Genomic DNA, 20494 nt, shown 5'->3' on the forward strand with positions numbered 1-20494 from the left:
ACCATGAGCGATTCAAAAGATATAGAATTAGGAAATTCAAAGCAGGAGTTTACCATTACGGTATATACTGAGAACCAGATCGGCATACTGAACCGTATTGCGATCATATTTTCGAGAAGAAAGATTAATATTGAAAGCCTGAATGTCTCACCCTCAGAAATTGAGCACATTCACCGTTTCAATATCCTGATCACGGAAACTGAAGAGGTGGTAAAAAAACTGGCCAGACAGATTGAAAAGCAGGTAGAAGTGCTTAAGGTATATGCCAATACGAATGATGACATCATCTGGCAGGAACTTGCACTCTATAAGGTGCCAACAGAGATTGTCGCAGAAAAAGTATTTGTAGAACGCCTGCTGCGTGAGAATGGTGCCAGGGTTGTGGTAATTCGTAAGAATTACACCATATTTGAAACTACAGGACACCGTTCTGAAACTGATAAGCTAATTGAAGTACTGCAGCCCTACGGACTGATTGAGTTTGTTCGCAGTGCAAGGGTGGCAATCATCAAGGACAGTGAAGGTTTCAACAGCAAACTGAGAGAGTTTGAAAGACTTGAACCAGGACAGGAAGTGATTGAAAACGAATTTCTGGATAAAGAGAAAAACGTATTTACGATGTAATCCCACATTTCAGCTGACTGAGGTGTTTTAATCGAAAGCTCAGCTGATCAAAATAATAATTTAAAAAGAACCTTAAAATCAAAAAACAACAAAAACGATGTCAAATTATTTTAACACATTGCCTCTCAGAGAGAAACTAAACCAATTGGGTGTTTGTGACTTCATGGACAGTTCTGAATTTCTGGATGGTGTAGATGCATTAAAAGGAAAAAAATTGGTAATTGTAGGCTGCGGTGCACAAGGCCTTAACCAGGGTTTAAACCTGAGAGACAGTGGTTTGAATATTGCCTATGCTTTGCGTAAAGAGGCTATCGAAGGCAAAAGAGATTCATGGAAAAATGCTACGGAGAACAACTTCCCTGTAGGTACTTATGAGGAACTGATCCCTGAAGCTGATTTGGTGATTAACCTTACTCCGGACAAGCAACATACTGCTGTTGTAAATGCTGTTATGCCTTTCATGAAACAAGGTTCTACCCTATTGTATTCACACGGTTTCAATATCGTGGAAGAAGGATTACAGGTACGTAAAGATATCACAGTAATCATGGTTGCTCCAAAAAGCCCTGGATCTGAGGTAAGAGCGGAATATGTAAGAGGCTTTGGTGTTCCTACATTAATCGCGGTTCACCCTGAGAACGATCCTGAAGGTAAAGGTCTCGCACAGGCAAAAGCATACTGCGTTGGAACAGGTGGTCACAGAGCCGGCGTGTTGAAATCATCTTTTGTTGCTGAAGTAAAATCAGATTTGATGGGTGAGCAAACGATCCTTTGTGGTTTACTGCAAACAGGTTCTATCCTGTCGTTTGACAAAATGGTTGAAAAAGGAATTGATGCGGGTTATGCTTCCAAACTGGTTCAATATGGTGTTGAGGTGATCACTGAAGCATTGAAACATGGTGGTATCACTGCGATGATGGACAGATTGAGCAATGTGGCTAAGATCAAAGCTTTTGAAGTTTCTGAAGAACTGAAAACGATCATGCGTCCATTGTTCCAGAAACACCAGGATGATATCATGAGTGGCGAATTCAGCCGTATCATGATGGAAGATTGGGCAGCTGGTGATAAAAACCTGCTGGCATGGCGTGCAGCTACAGGCGAGACCGCTTTTGAAAAAACTCCTGCTGGTGATGTTAAAATCGGCGAACAGGAATACTTTGATAATGCATTATTAATGGTTGCTTTCATCAGGGCTGGTGTTGAGCTGGCTTTCGAAACTATGGTAGAAGCAGGAATTAAACCTGAGTCTGCTTACTATGAGTCGCTGCACGAAACTCCACTGATTGCAAACACTATTGCACGTAAAAAATTATTTGAAATGAACAGGGTGATCTCTGATACTGCTGAGTATGGCTGTTATTTATTTGATCACGCTTGTAAGCCATTACTGGCAGATTTCATGACTAAAGTAGAGACTGATCTGATCGGTAAAAACTTCAATGAGGGAAAAGATGGCTCTGTAGATAACAGTGCATTAATTTCAGTAAATGAAGTGATCCGTTCGCATGAGGTTGAAACTATTGGAGCTGAGCTGAGAAAAGCTATGACTGCAATGAAATCGATTAAAACGGTATAAGTAACAAAAAGAAACTTCTCCGGTGAAAATACCGGGGAGGTTTAAAAAACAATAAAGAAAATGTCAAAAACATTAGTAGAAAAAATATGGGATGCACACGTGGTAAAAAGCGAAGCAGGATTTCCTGATATTCTATATATTGATACACACTTAATCCACGAAGTAACCTCTCCGCAGGCTTTTGATGGTTTGCGCAAAAGAGGATTGCCTGTTTTACGCCCGAAACAAACGGTGGCGACGGCCGATCATAACGTGCCTACAATTAACCAGCTGCAGCCAATCAAGGAAGAACTATCCCGTTATCAGGTGGATATGCTCACAAAAAACTGCGCGGAATTTGGAATTGAACTGTATGGACTTGGACATCCTTTCCAGGGGATTGTACACGTTATTGGCCCCGAACTGGGAATTACCCTGCCGGGAAAAACAATGGTTTGCGGCGACAGTCATACCTCTACTCATGGTGCCTTTGGTGCGATTGCCTTTGGTATCGGTACTTCACAGGTAGAGCAAGTTTTCGCTACACAATGCTTGCTGCAGCAGAAACCTAAAACCATGAAAATTGAGGTTAACGGTACGTTGGGAAAAGGTGTAACTGCTAAAGACATTATCTTATATATCCTCTCTAAAATATCTGCTGCCGGTGGTACAGGTTATTTTATTGAATATGCAGGTTCGGCAATCGAAGCTTTAAGTATGGAAGCCCGTATGACGATCTGTAACATGAGCATCGAAATGGGTGCCAGAGGCGGACTGATTGCTCCTGACCAGACTACTTTTGATTACATCAAAGGCAGGGAATTTGCGCCTGCAGGTGCAGAATGGGACAAAGCACTGGCCTACTGGAAAACATTGTACAGTGATGCTGATGCCACATTTGACAGTGTGTTGAGTTTCGACGCCGAAGATATTGGCCCTATGATTACCTATGGAACAAATCCGGGTATGGGTATGGGTATACAAGAACATATTCCGTCTACAAGCTCCCAGCCTGATAAAGAACAATTATCTTATCAGAAAGCGCTGGACTACATGGGTTTTGAGGATGACGCATCCCTGATTGGCAAACCTGTGGATTATGTGTTCATCGGCAGCTGCACCAACTCGCGTATCGAAGATCTGCGTGAGGTGGCTGAATTTGTGAAACACAAGCAAAAAGCAGAGAGTGTAACGGTTTGGATTGTTCCTGGCTCTAAGCAGGTGGAACAACAGGCTATTAATGAGGGGCTGGACAAGATATTTGAAGAGGCAGGATTTCAGCTCCGCGAACCCGGATGCAGTGCATGCCTTGGAATGAACGAGGACAAGATCCCGGCAGGAAAATATTGTGTTTCTACCTCTAACAGAAACTTTGAAGGCCGCCAGGGTCCCGACGCAAGAACCTTGCTGGTAAGTCCGCTTACCGCAGCAGCTGCTGCTATCACCGGAAAAATAACTGATGTAAGGGAAATGCTTGCCGAGGCATAAAGATTATTGACATGAAGAAATTCGAAAGATTATTATCGGCCATCGTGCCTTTAAATATAGAAAATATTGATACCGACCAGATTATTCCGGCCAGGTTCCTGAAAGCTACTACCCGTGAAGGCTTTGGGGAAAACTTGTTCCGCGACTGGAGGTATAACGGCGACAATACGCCTAAACCTGATTTTGTACTCAACGACCCAACTTACAAAGGCCGGGTACTGGTAGCAGGCAAAAACTTTGGTTGTGGTAGTAGTCGCGAGCACGCTGCATGGGCTATACAGGACGCAGGATTTGATGTAGTCATCAGCAGCTTCTTTGCTGACATCTTTAAGGGAAATGCACTGAACAATGGTCTGTTACCCATTCAGGTAAGTGATGAATTTCTTGCGGCAGTGTTTACTGCAGTAAGCAAAGATCACAACGCACAGCTGGATGTTGATCTTGATAAACAAACTGTCACCATAGTATCTACAGGTGAAGAGGCAGAATTTGAAATCAATGCCTATAAAAAATCATGCCTGATCAATGGTTATGATGATATCGATTTCATCCTTGCACAAAAAGATTTAATAGAAGAATTCGAACAGAAAAAATAATGTCAGAACCCGTCGTAAATATCACCAACCTTCATCTCAGGTATCACCATAAACCGGTGTTACAGGATTTGAACTGGACCATCAAACGCGGGGAAAACTGGCTCCTGCGTGGTGCCAGCGGAACTGGAAAGACCTCATTGGCAAAAGCCATAGCAGGCCTGATAAAGTTTGATGGGAAAATTGATATCAATTTTGATCAGCAGAACAGCTTGCCTGCTGTTGCTCATTATGTAGCCAACTGGTATCAGTTCAAAGATCTGGAAGGACAGTCGAACTTTTACTACCAGCAACGCTACAATAAACAGGCAGAAGAAACGACAGCTACGGTTCGTGCCGAGCTGGAAAACTATGGCAAAAATCACCAGCTGGACTTCGCAGATGCTGAAAAGCTGGTAGCGGCACTGGGATTCTCTGAGCTGCTTAACTCCACACTCATCCAGTTGTCAAGCGGAGAACATAAAAAGCTCCAGTTGGTAGAAGCGTTATGGTTCCGCCCACAGTTGCTGATCATGGACCAACCCTATAACGGACTGGATAAACTTTCGCGCAAGCACCTAAACAGCCTTCTCGAAGAAATTTCTGAAGGCGGTACGCAACTGATCCTCATCAGTAATGACAGAGAGTTGCCCGCTGTCATCAACTGCTTCGCAGAAATCAGGGATGGCCAGGTACATGTAACTGATGCCGCACATATCCCGGATTTCAAGCTGGAGACAGACAGGCCTGTACCTGAGTTTTTGCGTGAAGGCCCTGTTTCAAAGACTGAAAGTATCGTGCATATGAATGATGTCAACATCAGCTATGGCGATAAACAGGTATTGAAAAACATCAACTGGGAAGTGAAAGCCGGAGAAAAATGGTTGCTGCAGGGGCATAATGGTTCCGGAAAATCTACACTGCTCAGCTTAATCACTGGAGATCATCCTCAGGCTTATGCCAATGATTTCTCCCTGTTTGGTCATAGAAGGGGAAGTGGTGAGAGTATATGGGATATCAAAAAGAGAATGGGATTGATCTCTCCGGAACTGCAGTGGTACTTTGATGCCTCAGCAACGGTTCGGGATAGTATCATCTCCGGTTTTTTTGATAGTTCAGGTTTATTCCGCACACCTACTTACACCCAAAGTACACAGGCCGATGAGCTGATCCATTATTTCGGGTTAACGGAATACAAAAACACGCTGATCAACCAGCTTCCGCTGGGTAAACAGCGCCTTGCCTTTCTGGCCCGCACCATTATCAAAAACCCTGAACTGCTGATCCTTGATGAACCTTGTCAGGGGCTAGACCAGCATCAGGCGCAGCATTTTAACAAGCTGGTAGATGAACTGTGTAGCAATGGTACCACACTGATTTATGTGGGGCATTTTGAATCACAGTTGCCGGCTTGTATTGAGAAAAGAATTTTATTAGAAAACGGAGAAGTAAAATCCGTGGAACCTATATTAGAAAGTATATAATAGCATGAAGAAACACATATTAGTAATTCCCGGAGACGGAATAGGACCAGAAGTTACCACCTGGGGTAAAGCAGTACTGCACCAGATCGCATCCAGCTTCAACCACGAATTTACATTCGATGAAGCACTGATGGGCCACGCTGCCATTGAAGCTACAGGGAATCCCCTGCCGGATGAAACCCTTGAGAAAGCTAAGAAAAGTGATGCTATCCTTTTCGGTGCTGTAGGTCATGCTTTGTATGATAATGATCCTTCACTGAAAGTACGCCCGGAGCAGGGATTGCTGAAAATCCGTAAGGAGCTTGGCTTGTACGCGAACCTGCGCCCTATCCTGTTGTTCGACGAATTACTGAATGCTTCAAGTATTAAAGCACATATCCTCAAAGGAACAGACATCCTGTTTTTCAGGGAACTGACCGGAGATGTGTATTTCGGTGAGAAAAAACGTTCTGAAGACAGGCATACTGCTTCTGATCTGATGGTTTATAATAAATATGAGGTTGAAAGAATCGCACATAAGGCCTACGAAGCAGCTATGCAGCGTGGCAGAAAATTATGTTCTGTAGATAAGGCAAACGTTCTGGAGAGTTCACGCCTCTGGAGAGAAACGGTACAGGAGATCTCTAAGTCATATCCTGAGGTAGAAACTACACACATGTTTGTAGACAATGCGGCAATGCAGCTGATTAAAGATCCCAAACAATTTGATGTGGTATTAACTGCAAATCTGTTTGGTGATATTTTAACTGATGAGGCCTCACAAATTGCAGGCTCTATGGGTATGCTGGCTTCAGCCTCTGTGGGTGACGGAACTGGCTTCTTTGAGCCCATCCACGGATCGGCACATGATATAACCGGCAAAAACCTGGCGAATCCACTGGCCTCTATCCTATCGGTAGCATTGATGCTGGAAATTAGCTTTGGACTTAAAGAAGAAGCTGAACTGATTATCTCTGCAATAGATCAGGTACTGAAAGAAGGTTTCAGGACGAACGACATTGCCGACCAGACAATCAGTCCGTATAAGGTGTTGGGTACCGAAGAAATGGGTAAACTCGTCTTGAAATTTATTACACAAAAAACTTACACTAACTAGAACTTAAACTATAACATACTATGTTACACGATCCGAATAGAGTTTATGTATTTGACACCACTCTCCGTGACGGAGAGCAGGTACCAGGCTGCCAGTTGTCGACACCAGAGAAGATTGAAATTGCCAAAGCACTGGAGGCCCTGGGCGTAGATGTTATTGAGGCAGGATTCCCTATTTCCAGTCCAGGTGATTTTCAAAGTGTAGTAGAACTCTCAAAAGCAGTGAGCGAACCCGTGATCTGTGCTTTAACAAGGGCTAATAAAGGTGATATCGATGCTGCAGTTGCGGCATTGAAATATGCCAAACGCCCGAGGATACATACCGGCATCGGATCATCCGACATGCATATCAAATATAAATTCAACAGTACCCGTGAAGATATCCTGGGAAGAGCTGTAGAAGCAGTGAAATATGCAAAACAGTTTGTTGAAGACATTGAGTTTTACGCCGAAGATGCTGGTCGCGCAGATGATGTGTTCCTGGCGCAGATGATCGAAGCTGTGATCGCCGCAGGTGCTACAGTAGTAAATATTCCTGATACCAATGGCTACTGCCTTCCGGATCAATATGGTTCCAAAATCCTTTACCTGAAAGAAAATGTAAAAAACATAGATCAGGCCATCATTTCTGTACACTGTCACAATGATCTGGGACTGGCCACAGCCAATACCTTGGCTGGGGTGATCAATGGTGCAAGACAAGTAGAATGTACTATTAACGGTATTGGTGAGCGTGCAGGCAACACCGCACTTGAAGAGGTAGTCATGGTTCTGAAAACACACCATGCCCTTAACCTGCATACCAATATTAATTCTAAACACTTTACCAGAATCAGTTCACAGGTGAGCCGTATGATGCGTATGCCTGTACAGCCTAATAAGGCGATTGTAGGTCAGAATGCATTTGCACATAGCTCTGGTATCCACCAGGATGGTTTCCTTAAACACAGGGAAAATTATGAGATCATCAATCCTGAAGATGTAGGTCTCGATCAGGCTGATATTATCCTGACCGCCCGTAGTGGTCGTCATGCGCTGAAACATCACCTGGAAAGATTAGGTTATGTAATTGATAAGATCAACCTGGATCAGGTATATGAGAAGTTCCTTTTGATCGCTGATCAGAAAAAAGAGATATCAGATAATGATTTACTAGCCCTGATGAGCGAAGGTGAAGAGGATACTTATAAAAACGGGTATAAATTAAATTCCCTGCAGGTAGTATGCGGCGATAATGCAAACCCTACGGCTACGATCAAACTTGAATATGAAGGCGTAGAACATGAGGCAAAAGCTGAAGGTAACGGTCCTGTAAATGCAACGATCAAGGCGATCGGCAGTGTCATTGGAAAAGATATTCAGTTGAAAGAATTGACGATACAGGCGATCCATGGTGGCAGTGATGATGTTAGCAAAGTGAACATGAGAGTCGCCTACGAGGATAAATCGTATCTGGGTTACGGATTCAGTACTGATATTGTTAAAGCTTCAGCAGATGCTTACCTGGATGCACTGAACAAATTCCTATAACATGGCAAACCTGGAAAAAGAAGTGGAATTGGATTTTAACGCTGCTGCAAACCGTATAGCTGATACCGTAAAACGTACTCAGCTGGAGTACAACGAAGGGCTTTCCTTAAAATATAATGCAAAGATCTACCTCAAGCGTGAAGACCTGCAGGTAGTACGCTCGTATAAACTGCGTGGCGCCTACAACATGATCAGTACTCTTACTCCCGAGCAATTAAACCAGGGTGTGGTGTGCGCTAGTGCGGGAAACCATGCACAGGGTGTAGCCTACTCCTGCAAAAAGCTGAATATCCAGGGCGTAATTTTTATGCCTGAAATTACGCCAAGACAAAAAATCAAACAAACAGAAATGTTTGGCGGGGATAACATCAAAATTGTACTGGTAGGTGATACTTTTGACGACTGCATGAAGGAAGCGCTGATTTATACTACCACACATCAGATGGTATTTATTCCACCGTTTGATAATGCAAAGATCATTGAAGGACAAGGCACGGTAGGTGTAGAGATTTTCGAAGATCTGCCTTCTACCGATGTGGTAATTATGCCTATTGGTGGTGGTGGACTCGCATCTGGTGTTGGGAGTTACTTCAAACACGTTAAACCTGAAATCTCCCTGATTGGGGTAGAGCCGGAGGGTGCCCCTTCAATGAACCAGGCGCTGAAAAATGGCAGTCCGGTAACGCTGGAGTACATCGACCGCTTTGTAGATGGTGCAGCCGTTAAACGCGTGGGAAACCTCACATTTGAGTATTGCAGTGAGCTCCTGGATCAGATGTTACTGATTCCTGAAGGAAAGATCTGTACTACGATCTTAAAACTCTACAATGAAGATGCGATCGTGGTTGAACCTGCCGGAGCATTGGCGGTTGCGGCGCTGGATCAGCTTAGGGATACAATTGCCGGTAAAACAGTGGTGTGTATCGTGAGTGGCGGTAATAATGACATTGAAAGAATGCAGGAGATCAAAGAAAAGTCGTTGCTTTTTGAAGGTCTGAAACATTATTTCATCGTTCGCTTTCCGCAGCGTCCCGGAGCACTAAAAGCATTTGTCAATAATGTGTTAGGGCCAAATGATGATATCACCAGATTTGAGTTTATCAAAAAAACCAACCGTGAAAACGGGCCAGCCTTAGTAGGTATTGAATTGCAGGAAGCTTCAGATTATGCTTCTTTGAAACAAAGAATGAGTGATTTCAAATTCGAAATGATCGAACTGAATAATGACCAGACCTTGTTTGAATATTTAGTCTGATCAGAAACTGATTATAAAGAAATGGCCGCAGCAGCAATGATGCGGCCATTTTTATTGTCAGGTATCTTTACTTAGCAGCACTGAGGCGGTCTTTAATCTTACATATGGTACCTGAGGCCAGCGCATAAGCATACGCAGCCATAGCTTTTGGTCTGCTGCTCTCCTGATTTTTAAAGAACCATACATCTTCCATAAATCCGGGGAAGTTTTTAGCGTTGAGCTGATCAAAAGCTACGGAAATTGTTGGGGTTAGTGAGTATGCTGAATGCCAGACTCCAAAAGGAATATATAGAGTTTCCCCAGGGCCAACGGTGAAGCTGATTGGAGTTGCATGTTTAAATTTCGGATGTTTAACATAATCAGGCTCAAAGATGTTAACCTCTGATCTCCATTGATTTTTCTCCGTAGCGTATAAAAATTCCTCCTGTCCTCTCGGGAATACAGTAAATTGTTTTTCACCATATAACTGGTTAATCCAGGCACTGAGATGATAATAGTCCTTATGGACATAGGGGAACTTACCCCCCGGGCCACCTATGAAGAGCTCCAGAATGCCACCCCAGTGTCCGCGCTTAAACAGCTTGTTCTCAAGCCAATTGGGCTTTGCATAGTTGAGACCTACAGGCAGCATAAGATCCATCATCTCAGGAATTTCATGAGTGATGTTAAAGGTTAACGGATAAGGTGCGGGATTTTCGACGCTACTGTTTTCCACCAGATCCATCACCTGAGCCATTGTATAAGGCTTGCCGGTGACTTTGTCGCTGACGTCACTTAGTTTGTCCGGATAATTTTCACGAAACCAGTCGGGGGTTAATAAACCATTAGCTTTCCAGACTTTAGATGCATCTGTGAATATCACAGGTATTCCAGGATTATGGTGTTCTTCCATAAATTCCTGGTAGCTTATATTTGATTTTCTTTGAACTTCCATGATGAGCGTATATGGATGTGAGATATTAATTTTATTAAATATAATGTTTAAACTTAATTTATGCGAAAAATGGCAGTATAATTGTTTGATGTAAAATAAAACACAAATGAAAAAATACCTACTCTTACTATTTATTGCATCAATCGGTCTTTCGTCCTGTACCAAGGAGGTATTTGTGCCGGATGATACGTTGCCAAATCAGACAATTATCGCATATATCAATCCTAATCAATGGATACCCAGCAGTGATGGCTATACACTTTCAGCTGAAATACCAGTATCACAATTAGATGAGGATACGTTTTTCAACGATGATATCTCCTTGATGATATCACGAAATGATAATAATATTTATGAGAAGATACCATTCGTTTATGATGGTCAGGCTTACAGTTATGACGTAGCTCCGGGATCTGTGAAGTTATATATTCAGACATCTGGGGATAATATTCTAACACCTGTAAGACCTACTTCAAGAGTGAGGGTAAAGATTGTATTGATTACATCTTCAATCTAAACAACTAAAATTCAATAAAACGACCAATGTTCGCCTGAACGTGGTCGTTTTTTTTATGCTCACCCCTATTCAGCTGTATCGCCCTGATGACCACGCCATTTCTTTCCAGCAACAGCTCTTCGTAAAAACCCTTATAATAAACGTCTTTCACTTCGTAACGCTTGCTGTTCCAGCCGCTCTTCAGCTCCACCCATTCAGGATAAAAAACAACAGATTTTTTTGTGGCTGCAAGCCCCAATTTGATGGCATTCTCCGCAGGGAGTACGACAGCATTTCCTAATAATTGAGCAGTATAGATATGCGCGGGATGATTATAAACATGTGCAGGTTCTCCTTCCTGTATCAGTTGGCCATCTTTAATCAGCAGCAACTGGTTGCCAAGAAAAAGTCCGTCTGCGGGATCATGTGAAACGATAATTACAGTCACCCCTGTTTCGGCAGCTATGCGTTTAATATCAGCACGAAGCTGATTTTTCAGCAGAGCATCTACCTGGCTGAAAGGTTCATCCAGTAATAATAAACTGGTATCTGTAACGAGAGCTCTTGCTATGGCAACGCGCTGCTGCTCTCCCCCGCTAAGTTCTGTGATCTTCTTATTCCTGAGGTGTTCGATATGCAGATGCTGCATCATCTTCTCCGTCTTTTCCTGCTTGGATTTCACATCTGTATTGGAAAGCACGGAAGCAATATTATCATAAACCTTCGCATAAATATTGAGAGAAAAATCCTGGGTAACAATCTTCATCTCTTTATGACCAGGTATCAGCTGTTCATTAGGTCCCAGGACTCTTTTACCGTTAAATAATACTTCACCCTCATCAACCTGCAACAAACCGAATATGGATTTCAGCAGTGTAGACTTGCCGCTGCCACTTTCTCCGATTACGGCTACGATATGTCCTCGTTTGATCGTGAAACTGATGTTTCTGATCCCTGATAGTTGTTCAGTTTTATACTGTTTGCTTAAGTTATTTACGCTGATAATATTTTCGTCCACAGCGTAAAGATACGTTTTTGTGTGTATTAGTTCAGTCCGAACGTAAGACCGAAGGCCATGTTTTTCAGGCCAGCCTGCGGAGCACTGTCGAACATATCATTGAAGTAATATTTAGTGAATAGACCTATTCCTCCATATCCGAGACGTACTGTACCACCCAATCTTACCGGCTGAAAATTGTAATCATCCCTGAACTTCTGTTTTCCACGCTCATCGCTGATCTGTTTTACCTTGCCATTCAGTAAGAAACTTACCTCCGGACCAAACACAAAATAGAATCTTTTGCCCTTGTGATTTTCTTTCGAGCGCAGCTCAAAGTTCAAAGGAATATGCACATAGCTGCTGGAGAACCTGTTTTTACTAAAATCAATAGGCTCATCGATATAGGTTAAGTCCGGTGTATTCTGCTGAATAGTGACATTGTTCTTCAATCTGATCAGCGTCCAGTCGAACCCACCGGCAATATACATTTTGAAGATGGGATTAAAGCGGTAGCCAAAATACACTACATCAAATGAGAATGTAGTTGTTTTTGCACCTTTATAATCCAGGAATTTATTTTCCGGCGACAGGGAGAAACTTCCATTATCAATTAGCCTTGAAAATCCCAGATCAACCCTGGTAAAAGTGAGTCCCCCCAGAAAGCGCCCTTTAGATGCTTGTTTTGTTTTCACCGTGTCCTCACGATCTCCAAAAGATATATCCAGTTTATAGTTTCTGTTTTTTACCGGCGTTGTAGTAACCGTAGCGGTAGTTGTAGTCATGGTGGTATCCTGTGCAGCTGCTTGCTGGAAGATCAGTCCGCTGATCAGTAGAAGTGATGATAAGAGCTTCTTCATTGTGATGTATATTATTTATGCTTCTTTGTGTTAAATCTGATAATTCCTATGTTAAGTGCAACCAAAGATGAATTGTCATCCTCAGTTTTGAACTGGATAATCTTTTCATCGCTTTTGTCAACTTTGTCTACAACATAGTTGATGAGGTCGCCCATATTTCTGATACCTTTATTTTCAGTCCGCGTTTCATTTTCCCCAATAACCTGATCTACGGGCTGCTTACTATCATTGATACTTGCCAGGACGAGCGTATCTGCAGCTGAGGAGACCGACATAGGCAGCCCTAATCTCTCCTGCTTAACTGTGATATCATTGCCATAAGGTTGAGGGTTGAGGGCTAAAGGTTGCAAGCTTACCAAATCTTTTTTTAAAGTTTTGGGTTTGGAAACGATCTGAAGGGGAATCTCTTTCTGTTTTGCAGCCTCTGAAGCAGCTACCTCAGGCAGCGCATTTATGACAGGCGCGGTTGCTGTCGTCGCAGCTAAGCTTACCTTATGATCCTGCTCCTGTATAGGAAACAGCAAAGCCAGCGAGACAGCAGCTATAGCAAGAGCTGCTGCCATCCAGTAAACAGGAAAAGCACGCTTCGGTTTTACGGAGAGCTGTGTATCAATTTTATCCCATAAATTTAAGGGCGGCGTGATTTCTGCCTCTGCGAATTTGTCCTTAAACAAACGGTCAAATTCATTATCCTGTATATTTTGCATAATTACTGCCCTCCATTTTACTAATCTCTTCTTTTAAAATTGCCCTCGCCCGTGATAACTGAGATTTGCTTGCACTCTCAGAAATCCCCAATGAAGCGGAAATTTCTTTGTGTGAATAACCCTCGATGATATACATATTAAAAACTATACGGTATCCGTCAGCAAGTTTTTGAATCAGCGACAGCAGATCCTGCATCCCTAACCTGCTAAAATCAAATCCTGTAGAAGGCTGTTCATAACCTTCTTCAATAGGCACAATATTTAAAGTTCTCAAATTTTTACGATAACTTTCTATGGCACAATTTACCATCACTTTTCTCATCCATCCTTCAAAAGACCCATCGCCACGATATTCATTGATTTTTTGAAAGATTTTAACATAGCCCAGCTGCAAAACATCTTCTGCTTCCATCCTGTCGCGGGCATATCGCATACAAACCAGCAGCAGCTTAGAGGAAGTTTGCCTGTAAAGCAGTTCCTGCATTTTTCTGTTGCCGGCTTTGCAGCCTTCCATTAAATCATTTATCGTGTAAGGTGGCGTCAACTTCATGATTCGTTAGTTATATATCAGATGACTGAACTATACTAAAGGTTGCACGCGGATGAAAATATTTATTGTTTGATCTTGAACAATCTGAAGTCCTGCTTGTAAGTTAAGAAAAACGACCCCTGAAACTGGAGCTGTTCTGTTCTTGAAGTTCCAAGGTCTACATGAGGTTCTACCCGCACATCCAAATAAAGATGCGGCAATAGTTCATGCTGGTATGCATATCTGAGCAATAGGATACTGCGGCTTTTTTCTTTGTAACCGGCATCGTATAAAGTACTGGAAACGGATTCATACAAAGGCATCCCTTTGATGGTCTGGAAGTTATTTCCTTTCCAGTAAGAAGCGACGATACTTCCCCATTTGGTGTTTGCACCGGCATTAAACCATAATCCGTAACCACCCTGGAAAGCCTGAATTTTGGTAGGAGAAAAATCTTTGTAGCCTACCAGATAATTATCGGTAAAGATTTCCTGAACATTGCCCCCAATTTCTTTATGTAGTTTCAGGCCGGTAGCGCCGTTACCCATCGTGAGCAGCGGCACAGATTTTAACGTATCCGTCTGTCCGCCTTTATGGTAGACAAGGAACTGCAGCGGAAGACTCAATTTCCATCCGTTATTTTGCCATAATAAACGTTCAGCTGTTAATCCGCCGATGATTTCTTCTTTTACAGGAGAGGGGGTATAAATCTGTTTTTGCCAGGCGATCCAGGCATCCAGCTTCCACTTTTCCTTCTCTATGATCAGTTGGGTACCATATTGGATCGGATCCGTAATCTGACGTTCAAAGTCCCATAGCTGTTCAATATACCCATGATGGATACCTCCTTCGAGGCTACCAAAGATTAAGGAAAGGTCTTTCTTATGATATTTTAACGCGAACAGAGGTTTTGAATCATGCACTCCGTTATCCCCAAAGTCTTTGCGTATATAAGCTCCTGCCACGATGGCCAGATTAGGATGTGCATAGTACACCAGCTCTGGTTGAAGTTGCGTTCCGTATAAAGTATACCCGTCATGAAACTGGTTTGAATATTCATAATCACGCACATAATTGAAATTATAGAAATTCAAATGCACTTCACCCACAGCATTGCTGTCGGGACGAATCCTGTTTTCTATGGCGATAGGATTGAACTGTGCGTGGCCGAATTGGTATCCTGCAAGGATGAATACTAAAATTAGTAAAGCTCTTTTCATCTAGTTATTTTCTTTTTTCTTCCTATAGTTCTTGTAAAGCTTCACTGCGATCATCAGTACCAGCGCGAATATCACCAGCCCTGCCAAACCATACATCCAGTCGATCGCGTTCTTGAGTACCACAGTAAAGACTATGGCGAACAATAATATCGTAGCCAACTCATTCCACAGACGCAGTTGCATTGAACTAAGTTTAAAGATCCCCTGCTCCATACGTTTCATGATACGCTGACATCTGAAGTGATAAAATAACAGGAAAACAACGAAAGTAAGTTTAACGTGCAGCCAGGGCGCATGAAGCAAACCTGGACGTGTAGCTATCATACCCAAACCAGCGAGTACAGTAAGTACCATCGCCGGAACGGTAATGATGTACCAGAGCTTACGCTCCATGATGACAAATTGTTTTTGCAGGATCTCCCGTTCCAGATCTGGACGGCTGTTTGCTTCGGTATGGTAAATAAACAAACGGACAATGTAAAACAAACCTGCCATCCAGCATACCACAAAGATGATATGTAAGGCAAGAATGTAGAGATAGTATTGTTCCATAAGGTTACAAAGAGAAGCCTGACAAAATTAGTTAAACATTGTCTTTAATAGCGAAACTCTTTTATCACTTCAATGGCATATTTTACATTGTCAAATGGAATGTCAGGCATGATGCCATGTCCAAGATTAAAGATAAAGCCATTTTCACCACGCATTCTTTCAAATAACTGCAGTATGTTCTTTTTAATTACCGCTTTGTCAGCATACAGGATGAACGGATCAAGGTTACCCTGCACAGCAATACCAGAAGGTAAAATCTTTTTGATATTCAGCAGGTCGGCATTCCAATCTACCGAGATCACATCCGGCTGCGCCGTAGCCATCATTGGAGCAAATACAGAGCTGCCTTTACAGAATGAAATTACAGGAATATCTTTTCTGTTCAGGTTCGCGATAATTTCTTTGATATACTGGTGCGAGAATTCTGCATAATCGTTCCATGAAAGCGCCATTGCCCAGCTGTCAAAGATCTGAATTGCATTCACACCAGCAGCAATCTGAAGATTCAGATATGCAGCAGTTACTTTTGCAATTTTCGCCAGCAAAGCATGCGCAATCTCAGGGTGATTGTGCATCAGTAACTTTGTCTTTTTAAAATCTTTTGAAGATTCACCTTCTACAAGGTAGCTCATTACAGTAAACGGAGCACCTGCAAAACCGATCAGTGGAATACTTCCGTTTAAGCGCTGTTGAATCACTTTGATTGCATCAGCTACATATTCCAGTTTGTCCAGGCAGTCTACGTCCAGGTTTTCCACATCCTGCATATTGCGTATAGGATTTGCGAAACGTGGTCCTACTCCCTGTGTGAAACTCAGGTCGCCACCCATAGCTTCTGCAGTGACCAGGATATCACAAAAAAGAATTGCTGCGTCTATACCCAACAAATCAACAGGCAACATCGTTACATCAGCTGCAATTTCTGGTGTTTTGCACATTTCAAGGAAAGAGTATTTGTTTTTAATCTCCCAGTATTCTGGCATAAAACGACCGGCCTGACGCATCATCCATACTGGTGGGCGTTCTGTTGGCTTTGACCATGCTGCATCTAAAAATAAGTTGTTCATCTGTTATTGTTTTGTTAAGCTTTTTGTGCGAGGCTATTGGCCTCTTTTATAATTTTTATAATAATTTCATTCGTGCGTTCGGTACCCGCAAGTTCCTGCGCCTTTTCGGCATAGGCAAGCGCCCTTACACTATCTTTTTTTCGCAATGCAAGATTGGCTAAGTGGATCAGAATAAAAGATTTATCATTTTTAGATCCAAGAGGAAAACGGCTGGCAATCTGAAAATGGTATTCGGCAGCCTGATAATCTTCTTTTTTGAGCGCAATATTACCCATCATAAACTCATAATAGCCGCGTCTGTTTTTTGCCAGTCTATCGGGATTTGGTACCTCTTTCAATAGTTGATGGGCCTTCTCAAAATCTCCGATTTTGAAAGATTTAGAGGCCATCAGGATAGAGCTGCTTTTGAAGTGATTCCACAAGACAAAGGCAAACATCAGTCCGGCTATTGCCGCAAGCTGGTTTTCATCATAAAAAAGGCATACCACACCTGCGATGACAAAGATTGCCATCAGGGCATACCTGCCGGTTGCGTTAAACATTAATTATGGATATCCGTGAATTTATAACCTACGCCCCTGATTGAATGAAAGTATACAGGATTTTTCTGATCCGGCTCAAAATACTTACGGAAAGTAAGAATGAAGTTATCAATCGTACGTGTTGATGGATACACATCATAATTCCATACTGTCTCAAGAATCTGCTCCCGGGAAACTGCTTCATTTTTTCTTTCAATGAGCAACTTCAGCAACATCGTTTCCTTCTTAGTTAGTGGAACAATAACACCATCATCCTGTTTCAGTTCAAAAGAGTTGAAATAGATTGTTTTTTCACCGATTTTATAAGAGTTCAGTTCTTTCAGGTCGTCTGATTTCATACTGCGTTTTACCAGGATACCTACCCTAAGGATCAGTTCTTCCAGGTTAAACGGTTTTACCAGATAGTCATCGGCACCTTTTTTAAGACCCATAACACGGTCTTCACTTGTATTTTTCGCTGTCAGAAATAAGATTGGCACCTCAGTATTTTCCAAACGTATTGTCTCGCACACCTGGAAGCCATCCATCTCAGGAAGCATTACGTCCAGGATCAGCAGGTTAAAACGTTCTTCTTTAAAAATCTTAAGGGCGGTTTTACCATCTTTTACCGCATGGACTTTATATCCTTCCAGTTCAAGATTTAATTTTATTGCATCTAATAAGTGGTCTTCATCTTCGACCAGTAATATTCTTAATTTCTGTTGCATAATGATCAACTAAATGTGATTTCAAAAATTGTACCCTGCGGTACATTGTCTTTAACACTGATATCTGCATCGTGTCTCTGCAAAACCTCCTTCACAATAAACAGACCTAAACCTGTTCCTTTCGCCTTTCTTGTATTTTCTTCACCAACGCGGTAAAACTTATCAAATATCAGCATTTTTTCTGCATCCGGAATACCTGGTCCGGTATCAGAAACCCTTAAAAAAGGATGTCCGTTCTGCATCTCCAGCTCTACACTTACCTCGGCACATGGACCCGAATACTTTACAGCATTCTCCACAAGATTGGTCACTACCGATGACAGCGTAAAGGGATCTCCTGTGATCTTCACCTTCGGTTCTATCGTAGGGTTAATAATCTGTTCACAACCGCATGAATGCACCTGTAAGCGGTCAGTAATTTTACTCACCAACTCAGAAAAATCAAACTCCTCCTGTGGGAAAGAATAAGAGCGGTTTTCAATCTTTGTCGCCAGCAGCATATTTTCAACCAGATCATCCAGCCGTTCGATATCTTTCAGAGAGTTACTGAGCAACGAGGTCTGACGGGCTTTATCCAGATCACGCTTCACAATGGTCTGCAGCGACAACTTGATGGCCGCAAGTGGCGACTTCAGTTCATGGGTAACAGATAAAAGGAAGTTTTGTTGCTGTTCACGTAATTTATCTTCTTTTTTGATCGACTGGTGCAGGAAAAATGCGCCCACACACAGCAGAAAAAGGAAGACAGATCCCTCGCCCATGACCATAGCCATTCTGGAGGGCTGGAGTTTAACGACAAGCGTTCCCCATGATATCAGCTGTACCAATGAGTACAGCAACATGAAATAGAATATGATGATCGATTTCTTCAAAGCTTTGCTTAAACTGTATAAATATAGTGTTAATTTACTTATTCCTAAAAACAATATCCAGCGCTTCAAGGATCGCCCTTTTCGCTTTCTCCAGTTCAATCTTGCTGTGTGCAGCAGAAACAAATCCTACTTCGTATCCTGAAGGACCCAGGTATATTCCCCTGTTCAGTAACTCGCGGTGCATCACTTTAAATTTCTCCATGCTTGCAGGATCAATATCTTCGGCACACTGGATTTTATCTTTATCTGTAAACGCAAACCAGAAGATTGATCCGATGTTAAACACCTTAAATTTGTAATTCCTTGCCGTAGCAAAACGTTGAATGCTCTCTACAAATTCTGCCGCTTTATTGTTCAGCTCCTTATAGAAACCTGAACGCAGTAGTTCCGTCAGCTGGGCAATACCAGCAGCCATAGCTACAGGATTACCAGACAATGTACCAGCCTGGTAAACACCACCATCAGGAGAAATATGTCCCATGATTTCAGCAGAAGCACCATACATACCTACGGGTAAACCGCCGCCAAGGATCTTTCCGTAAGTCACGATGTCAGGTTTAGCTCCGTAATAACCTGCAGCACCTTCAAACCCGAGTCTGAAACCGGTAATCACCTCATCAAAGATCAGCAGGGTACCGTTTTCTTTACAGATCTGTTGCAGGAACTCAATATATTCAGGATCCTGCATCAGCAGACCATTATTTGCAGGTACCCCTTCAATGATTACTGCAGCAATCTGATCTTTAAATTGTCCGAATGCCTGCGTAAGCGCTTCCCTGTCATTCAAAGGAACAACAATAGTTTCCTCTGCGAAAGATTTTGGAACACCAAGGGATGATGTTTCTCCGAAAGTAACTAAGCCAGAGCCGGCTTTCACCAGCAGCGAGTCACTGTGTCCATGGTAGCAACCTTCAAATTTCAGGATCTTATCGCGACGGGTATAACCCCTGGCCAAACGGATCGCAGACATTACCGCCTCTGTACCAGAACTGGTGAAGCGGATTTTTTCAACGTGTTTATTATTTTTAATGATGATTTCGGCCAGTTCATTTTCCAGTGCTGTTGGTGCACCGAAACTCATGCCGTTCTGCATCACTTCAGTAACTTTTTCTCTTACCTTCTGAGGATTATGCCCCAGGATCAAGGGGCCCCAGCTACCACAGAAATCAATAAATTGGTTTCCATCGGCATCCCACACAAAACAGCCATCACCTTTCTGAATAAATAATGGTGTTCCGTATACAGATTTAAAAGCCCTTACCGGAGAGTTCACTCCGCCAGGGAAATATGTTTTTGCCTTTTCGTAAAGCTCTGCTGATTTTTCTCTTGAGATATCCGGCTTGCTTCCCGGGTTTACCGGCTCTTCTTCATTACCGGAGAACATTTTTTTTAACGACTCTAACAT

21 protein-coding genes are annotated in these 20494 nt (G+C 42.5%); 9 read left to right on the plus strand and 12 right to left on the minus strand.

The window, feature by feature from the left end:
- Positions 1–3: 3 nt before the first annotated feature.
- The 8 genes from ilvN to ilvA all read left to right on the plus strand — a co-directional run bounded on the left by ilvN (position 4) and on the right by ilvA (position 9606).
- Positions 4–624 carry an acetolactate synthase small subunit gene (gene ilvN, locus OQY15_RS17430; protein WP_265793178.1) on the plus strand — a complete coding sequence of 207 codons (621 nt, stop codon included), beginning with the start codon at positions 4–6 and terminating at the stop codon, positions 622–624.
- A gap of 97 nt (positions 625–721) precedes the next feature.
- A complete protein-coding gene (ilvC, locus tag OQY15_RS17435; protein WP_265793180.1) occupies positions 722–2203 on the plus strand; it encodes a ketol-acid reductoisomerase in 1482 nt (493 codons plus the stop codon).
- A gap of 60 nt (positions 2204–2263) precedes the next feature.
- Positions 2264–3670 carry a 3-isopropylmalate dehydratase large subunit gene (leuC, locus tag OQY15_RS17440; protein ID WP_265793181.1) on the plus strand — a complete coding sequence of 469 codons (1407 nt, stop codon included), beginning with the start codon at positions 2264–2266 and terminating at the stop codon, positions 3668–3670.
- Positions 3671–3681: 11 nt separating this feature from the next.
- The gene (gene leuD, locus OQY15_RS17445) at positions 3682–4266 is read left to right on the plus strand and encodes a 3-isopropylmalate dehydratase small subunit (RefSeq protein ID WP_265793182.1); all 585 of its coding nucleotides are present in this window, start codon (positions 3682–3684) and stop codon (positions 4264–4266) included.
- Complete coding sequence (locus tag OQY15_RS17450) at positions 4266–5726, plus strand: ATP-binding cassette domain-containing protein (RefSeq protein ID WP_265793183.1); 1461 nt, start codon at positions 4266–4268, stop codon at positions 5724–5726. The genes leuD and OQY15_RS17450 overlap by 1 nt, the downstream gene beginning before the upstream one ends.
- A 4-nt stretch (positions 5727–5730) precedes the next feature.
- Positions 5731–6822, plus strand: a complete 1092-nt coding sequence (gene leuB, locus OQY15_RS17455; RefSeq protein WP_265793184.1) for a 3-isopropylmalate dehydrogenase — start codon at positions 5731–5733, stop codon at positions 6820–6822.
- Positions 6823–6842: 20 nt separating this feature from the next.
- Positions 6843–8351, plus strand: coding sequence for a 2-isopropylmalate synthase (locus OQY15_RS17460; protein ID WP_265793185.1), 1509 nt, complete (start codon positions 6843–6845; stop codon positions 8349–8351).
- Between the two features lies 1 nt (position 8352).
- Positions 8353–9606: a threonine ammonia-lyase IlvA gene (gene ilvA / locus OQY15_RS17465; protein WP_265793186.1), complete on the plus strand. Its 1254-nt coding sequence runs from the start codon at positions 8353–8355 to the stop codon at positions 9604–9606.
- 67 nt (positions 9607–9673) lie between these two features.
- Here ilvA and OQY15_RS17470 read toward each other — a convergent pair whose 3' ends face one another.
- Positions 9674–10540, minus strand: a complete 867-nt coding sequence (locus OQY15_RS17470) for a cupin-like domain-containing protein (RefSeq protein ID WP_265793187.1) — start codon at positions 10538–10540, stop codon at positions 9674–9676.
- A 106-nt stretch (positions 10541–10646) separates the two neighbouring features.
- Between OQY15_RS17470 and OQY15_RS17475 the strand changes: the two genes are divergently transcribed.
- The gene (locus tag OQY15_RS17475) at positions 10647–11057 is read left to right on the plus strand and encodes a hypothetical protein (protein ID WP_265793188.1); all 411 of its coding nucleotides are present in this window, start codon (positions 10647–10649) and stop codon (positions 11055–11057) included.
- Between the two features lie 4 nt (positions 11058–11061).
- Here OQY15_RS17475 and OQY15_RS17480 read toward each other — a convergent pair whose 3' ends face one another.
- The 11 genes from OQY15_RS17480 to hemL all read right to left on the minus strand — a co-directional run bounded on the left by OQY15_RS17480 (position 11062) and on the right by hemL (position 20494).
- Positions 11062–12054: an ABC transporter ATP-binding protein gene (locus tag OQY15_RS17480; protein WP_265793189.1), complete on the minus strand. Its 993-nt coding sequence runs from the start codon at positions 12052–12054 to the stop codon at positions 11062–11064.
- 26 nt (positions 12055–12080) lie between these two features.
- Complete coding sequence (locus OQY15_RS17485) at positions 12081–12893, minus strand: outer membrane beta-barrel protein (RefSeq protein ID WP_265793190.1); 813 nt, start codon at positions 12891–12893, stop codon at positions 12081–12083.
- A gap of 11 nt (positions 12894–12904) precedes the next feature.
- Positions 12905–13600 (minus strand): hypothetical protein, encoded by a 696-nt coding sequence (locus tag OQY15_RS17490; RefSeq protein ID WP_265793191.1) that lies wholly within the window; start codon positions 13598–13600, stop codon positions 12905–12907.
- Positions 13581–14150, minus strand: coding sequence for an RNA polymerase sigma factor (locus tag OQY15_RS17495; protein WP_265793192.1), 570 nt, complete (start codon positions 14148–14150; stop codon positions 13581–13583). Before OQY15_RS17495 ends, OQY15_RS17490 begins: the two co-directional genes overlap by 20 nt.
- Before the next feature lie 62 nt (positions 14151–14212).
- Positions 14213–15349 (minus strand): hypothetical protein, encoded by a 1137-nt coding sequence (locus OQY15_RS17500; protein WP_265793193.1) that lies wholly within the window; start codon positions 15347–15349, stop codon positions 14213–14215.
- Positions 15350–15901 carry a protoporphyrinogen oxidase HemJ gene (gene hemJ / locus OQY15_RS17505; RefSeq protein ID WP_265793194.1) on the minus strand — a complete coding sequence of 184 codons (552 nt, stop codon included), beginning with the start codon at positions 15899–15901 and terminating at the stop codon, positions 15350–15352. It abuts the gene before it with no gap.
- Between the two features lie 44 nt (positions 15902–15945).
- The gene (gene hemE, locus OQY15_RS17510; RefSeq protein ID WP_265793195.1) at positions 15946–16968 is read right to left on the minus strand and encodes a uroporphyrinogen decarboxylase; all 1023 of its coding nucleotides are present in this window, start codon (positions 16966–16968) and stop codon (positions 15946–15948) included.
- Positions 16969–16982: 14 nt separating this feature from the next.
- The gene (locus OQY15_RS17515; RefSeq protein WP_265793196.1) at positions 16983–17510 is read right to left on the minus strand and encodes a hypothetical protein; all 528 of its coding nucleotides are present in this window, start codon (positions 17508–17510) and stop codon (positions 16983–16985) included.
- Entirely contained in the window at positions 17510–18217 is a 708-nt protein-coding gene (locus OQY15_RS17520; protein ID WP_265793197.1) for a response regulator transcription factor, read from the minus strand. The genes OQY15_RS17515 and OQY15_RS17520 overlap by 1 nt, the downstream gene beginning before the upstream one ends.
- Before the next feature lie 5 nt (positions 18218–18222).
- Positions 18223–19089 carry a HAMP domain-containing sensor histidine kinase gene (locus OQY15_RS17525; RefSeq protein WP_265793198.1) on the minus strand — a complete coding sequence of 289 codons (867 nt, stop codon included), beginning with the start codon at positions 19087–19089 and terminating at the stop codon, positions 18223–18225.
- Positions 19090–19123: 34 nt separating this feature from the next.
- A complete protein-coding gene (gene hemL / locus OQY15_RS17530) occupies positions 19124–20494 on the minus strand; it encodes a glutamate-1-semialdehyde 2,1-aminomutase (RefSeq protein ID WP_265793200.1) in 1371 nt (456 codons plus the stop codon).

This window comes from Pedobacter sp. MC2016-15 (genome assembly GCF_026239695.1).
Lineage (GTDB): Bacteria > Bacteroidota > Bacteroidia > Sphingobacteriales > Sphingobacteriaceae > Pedobacter.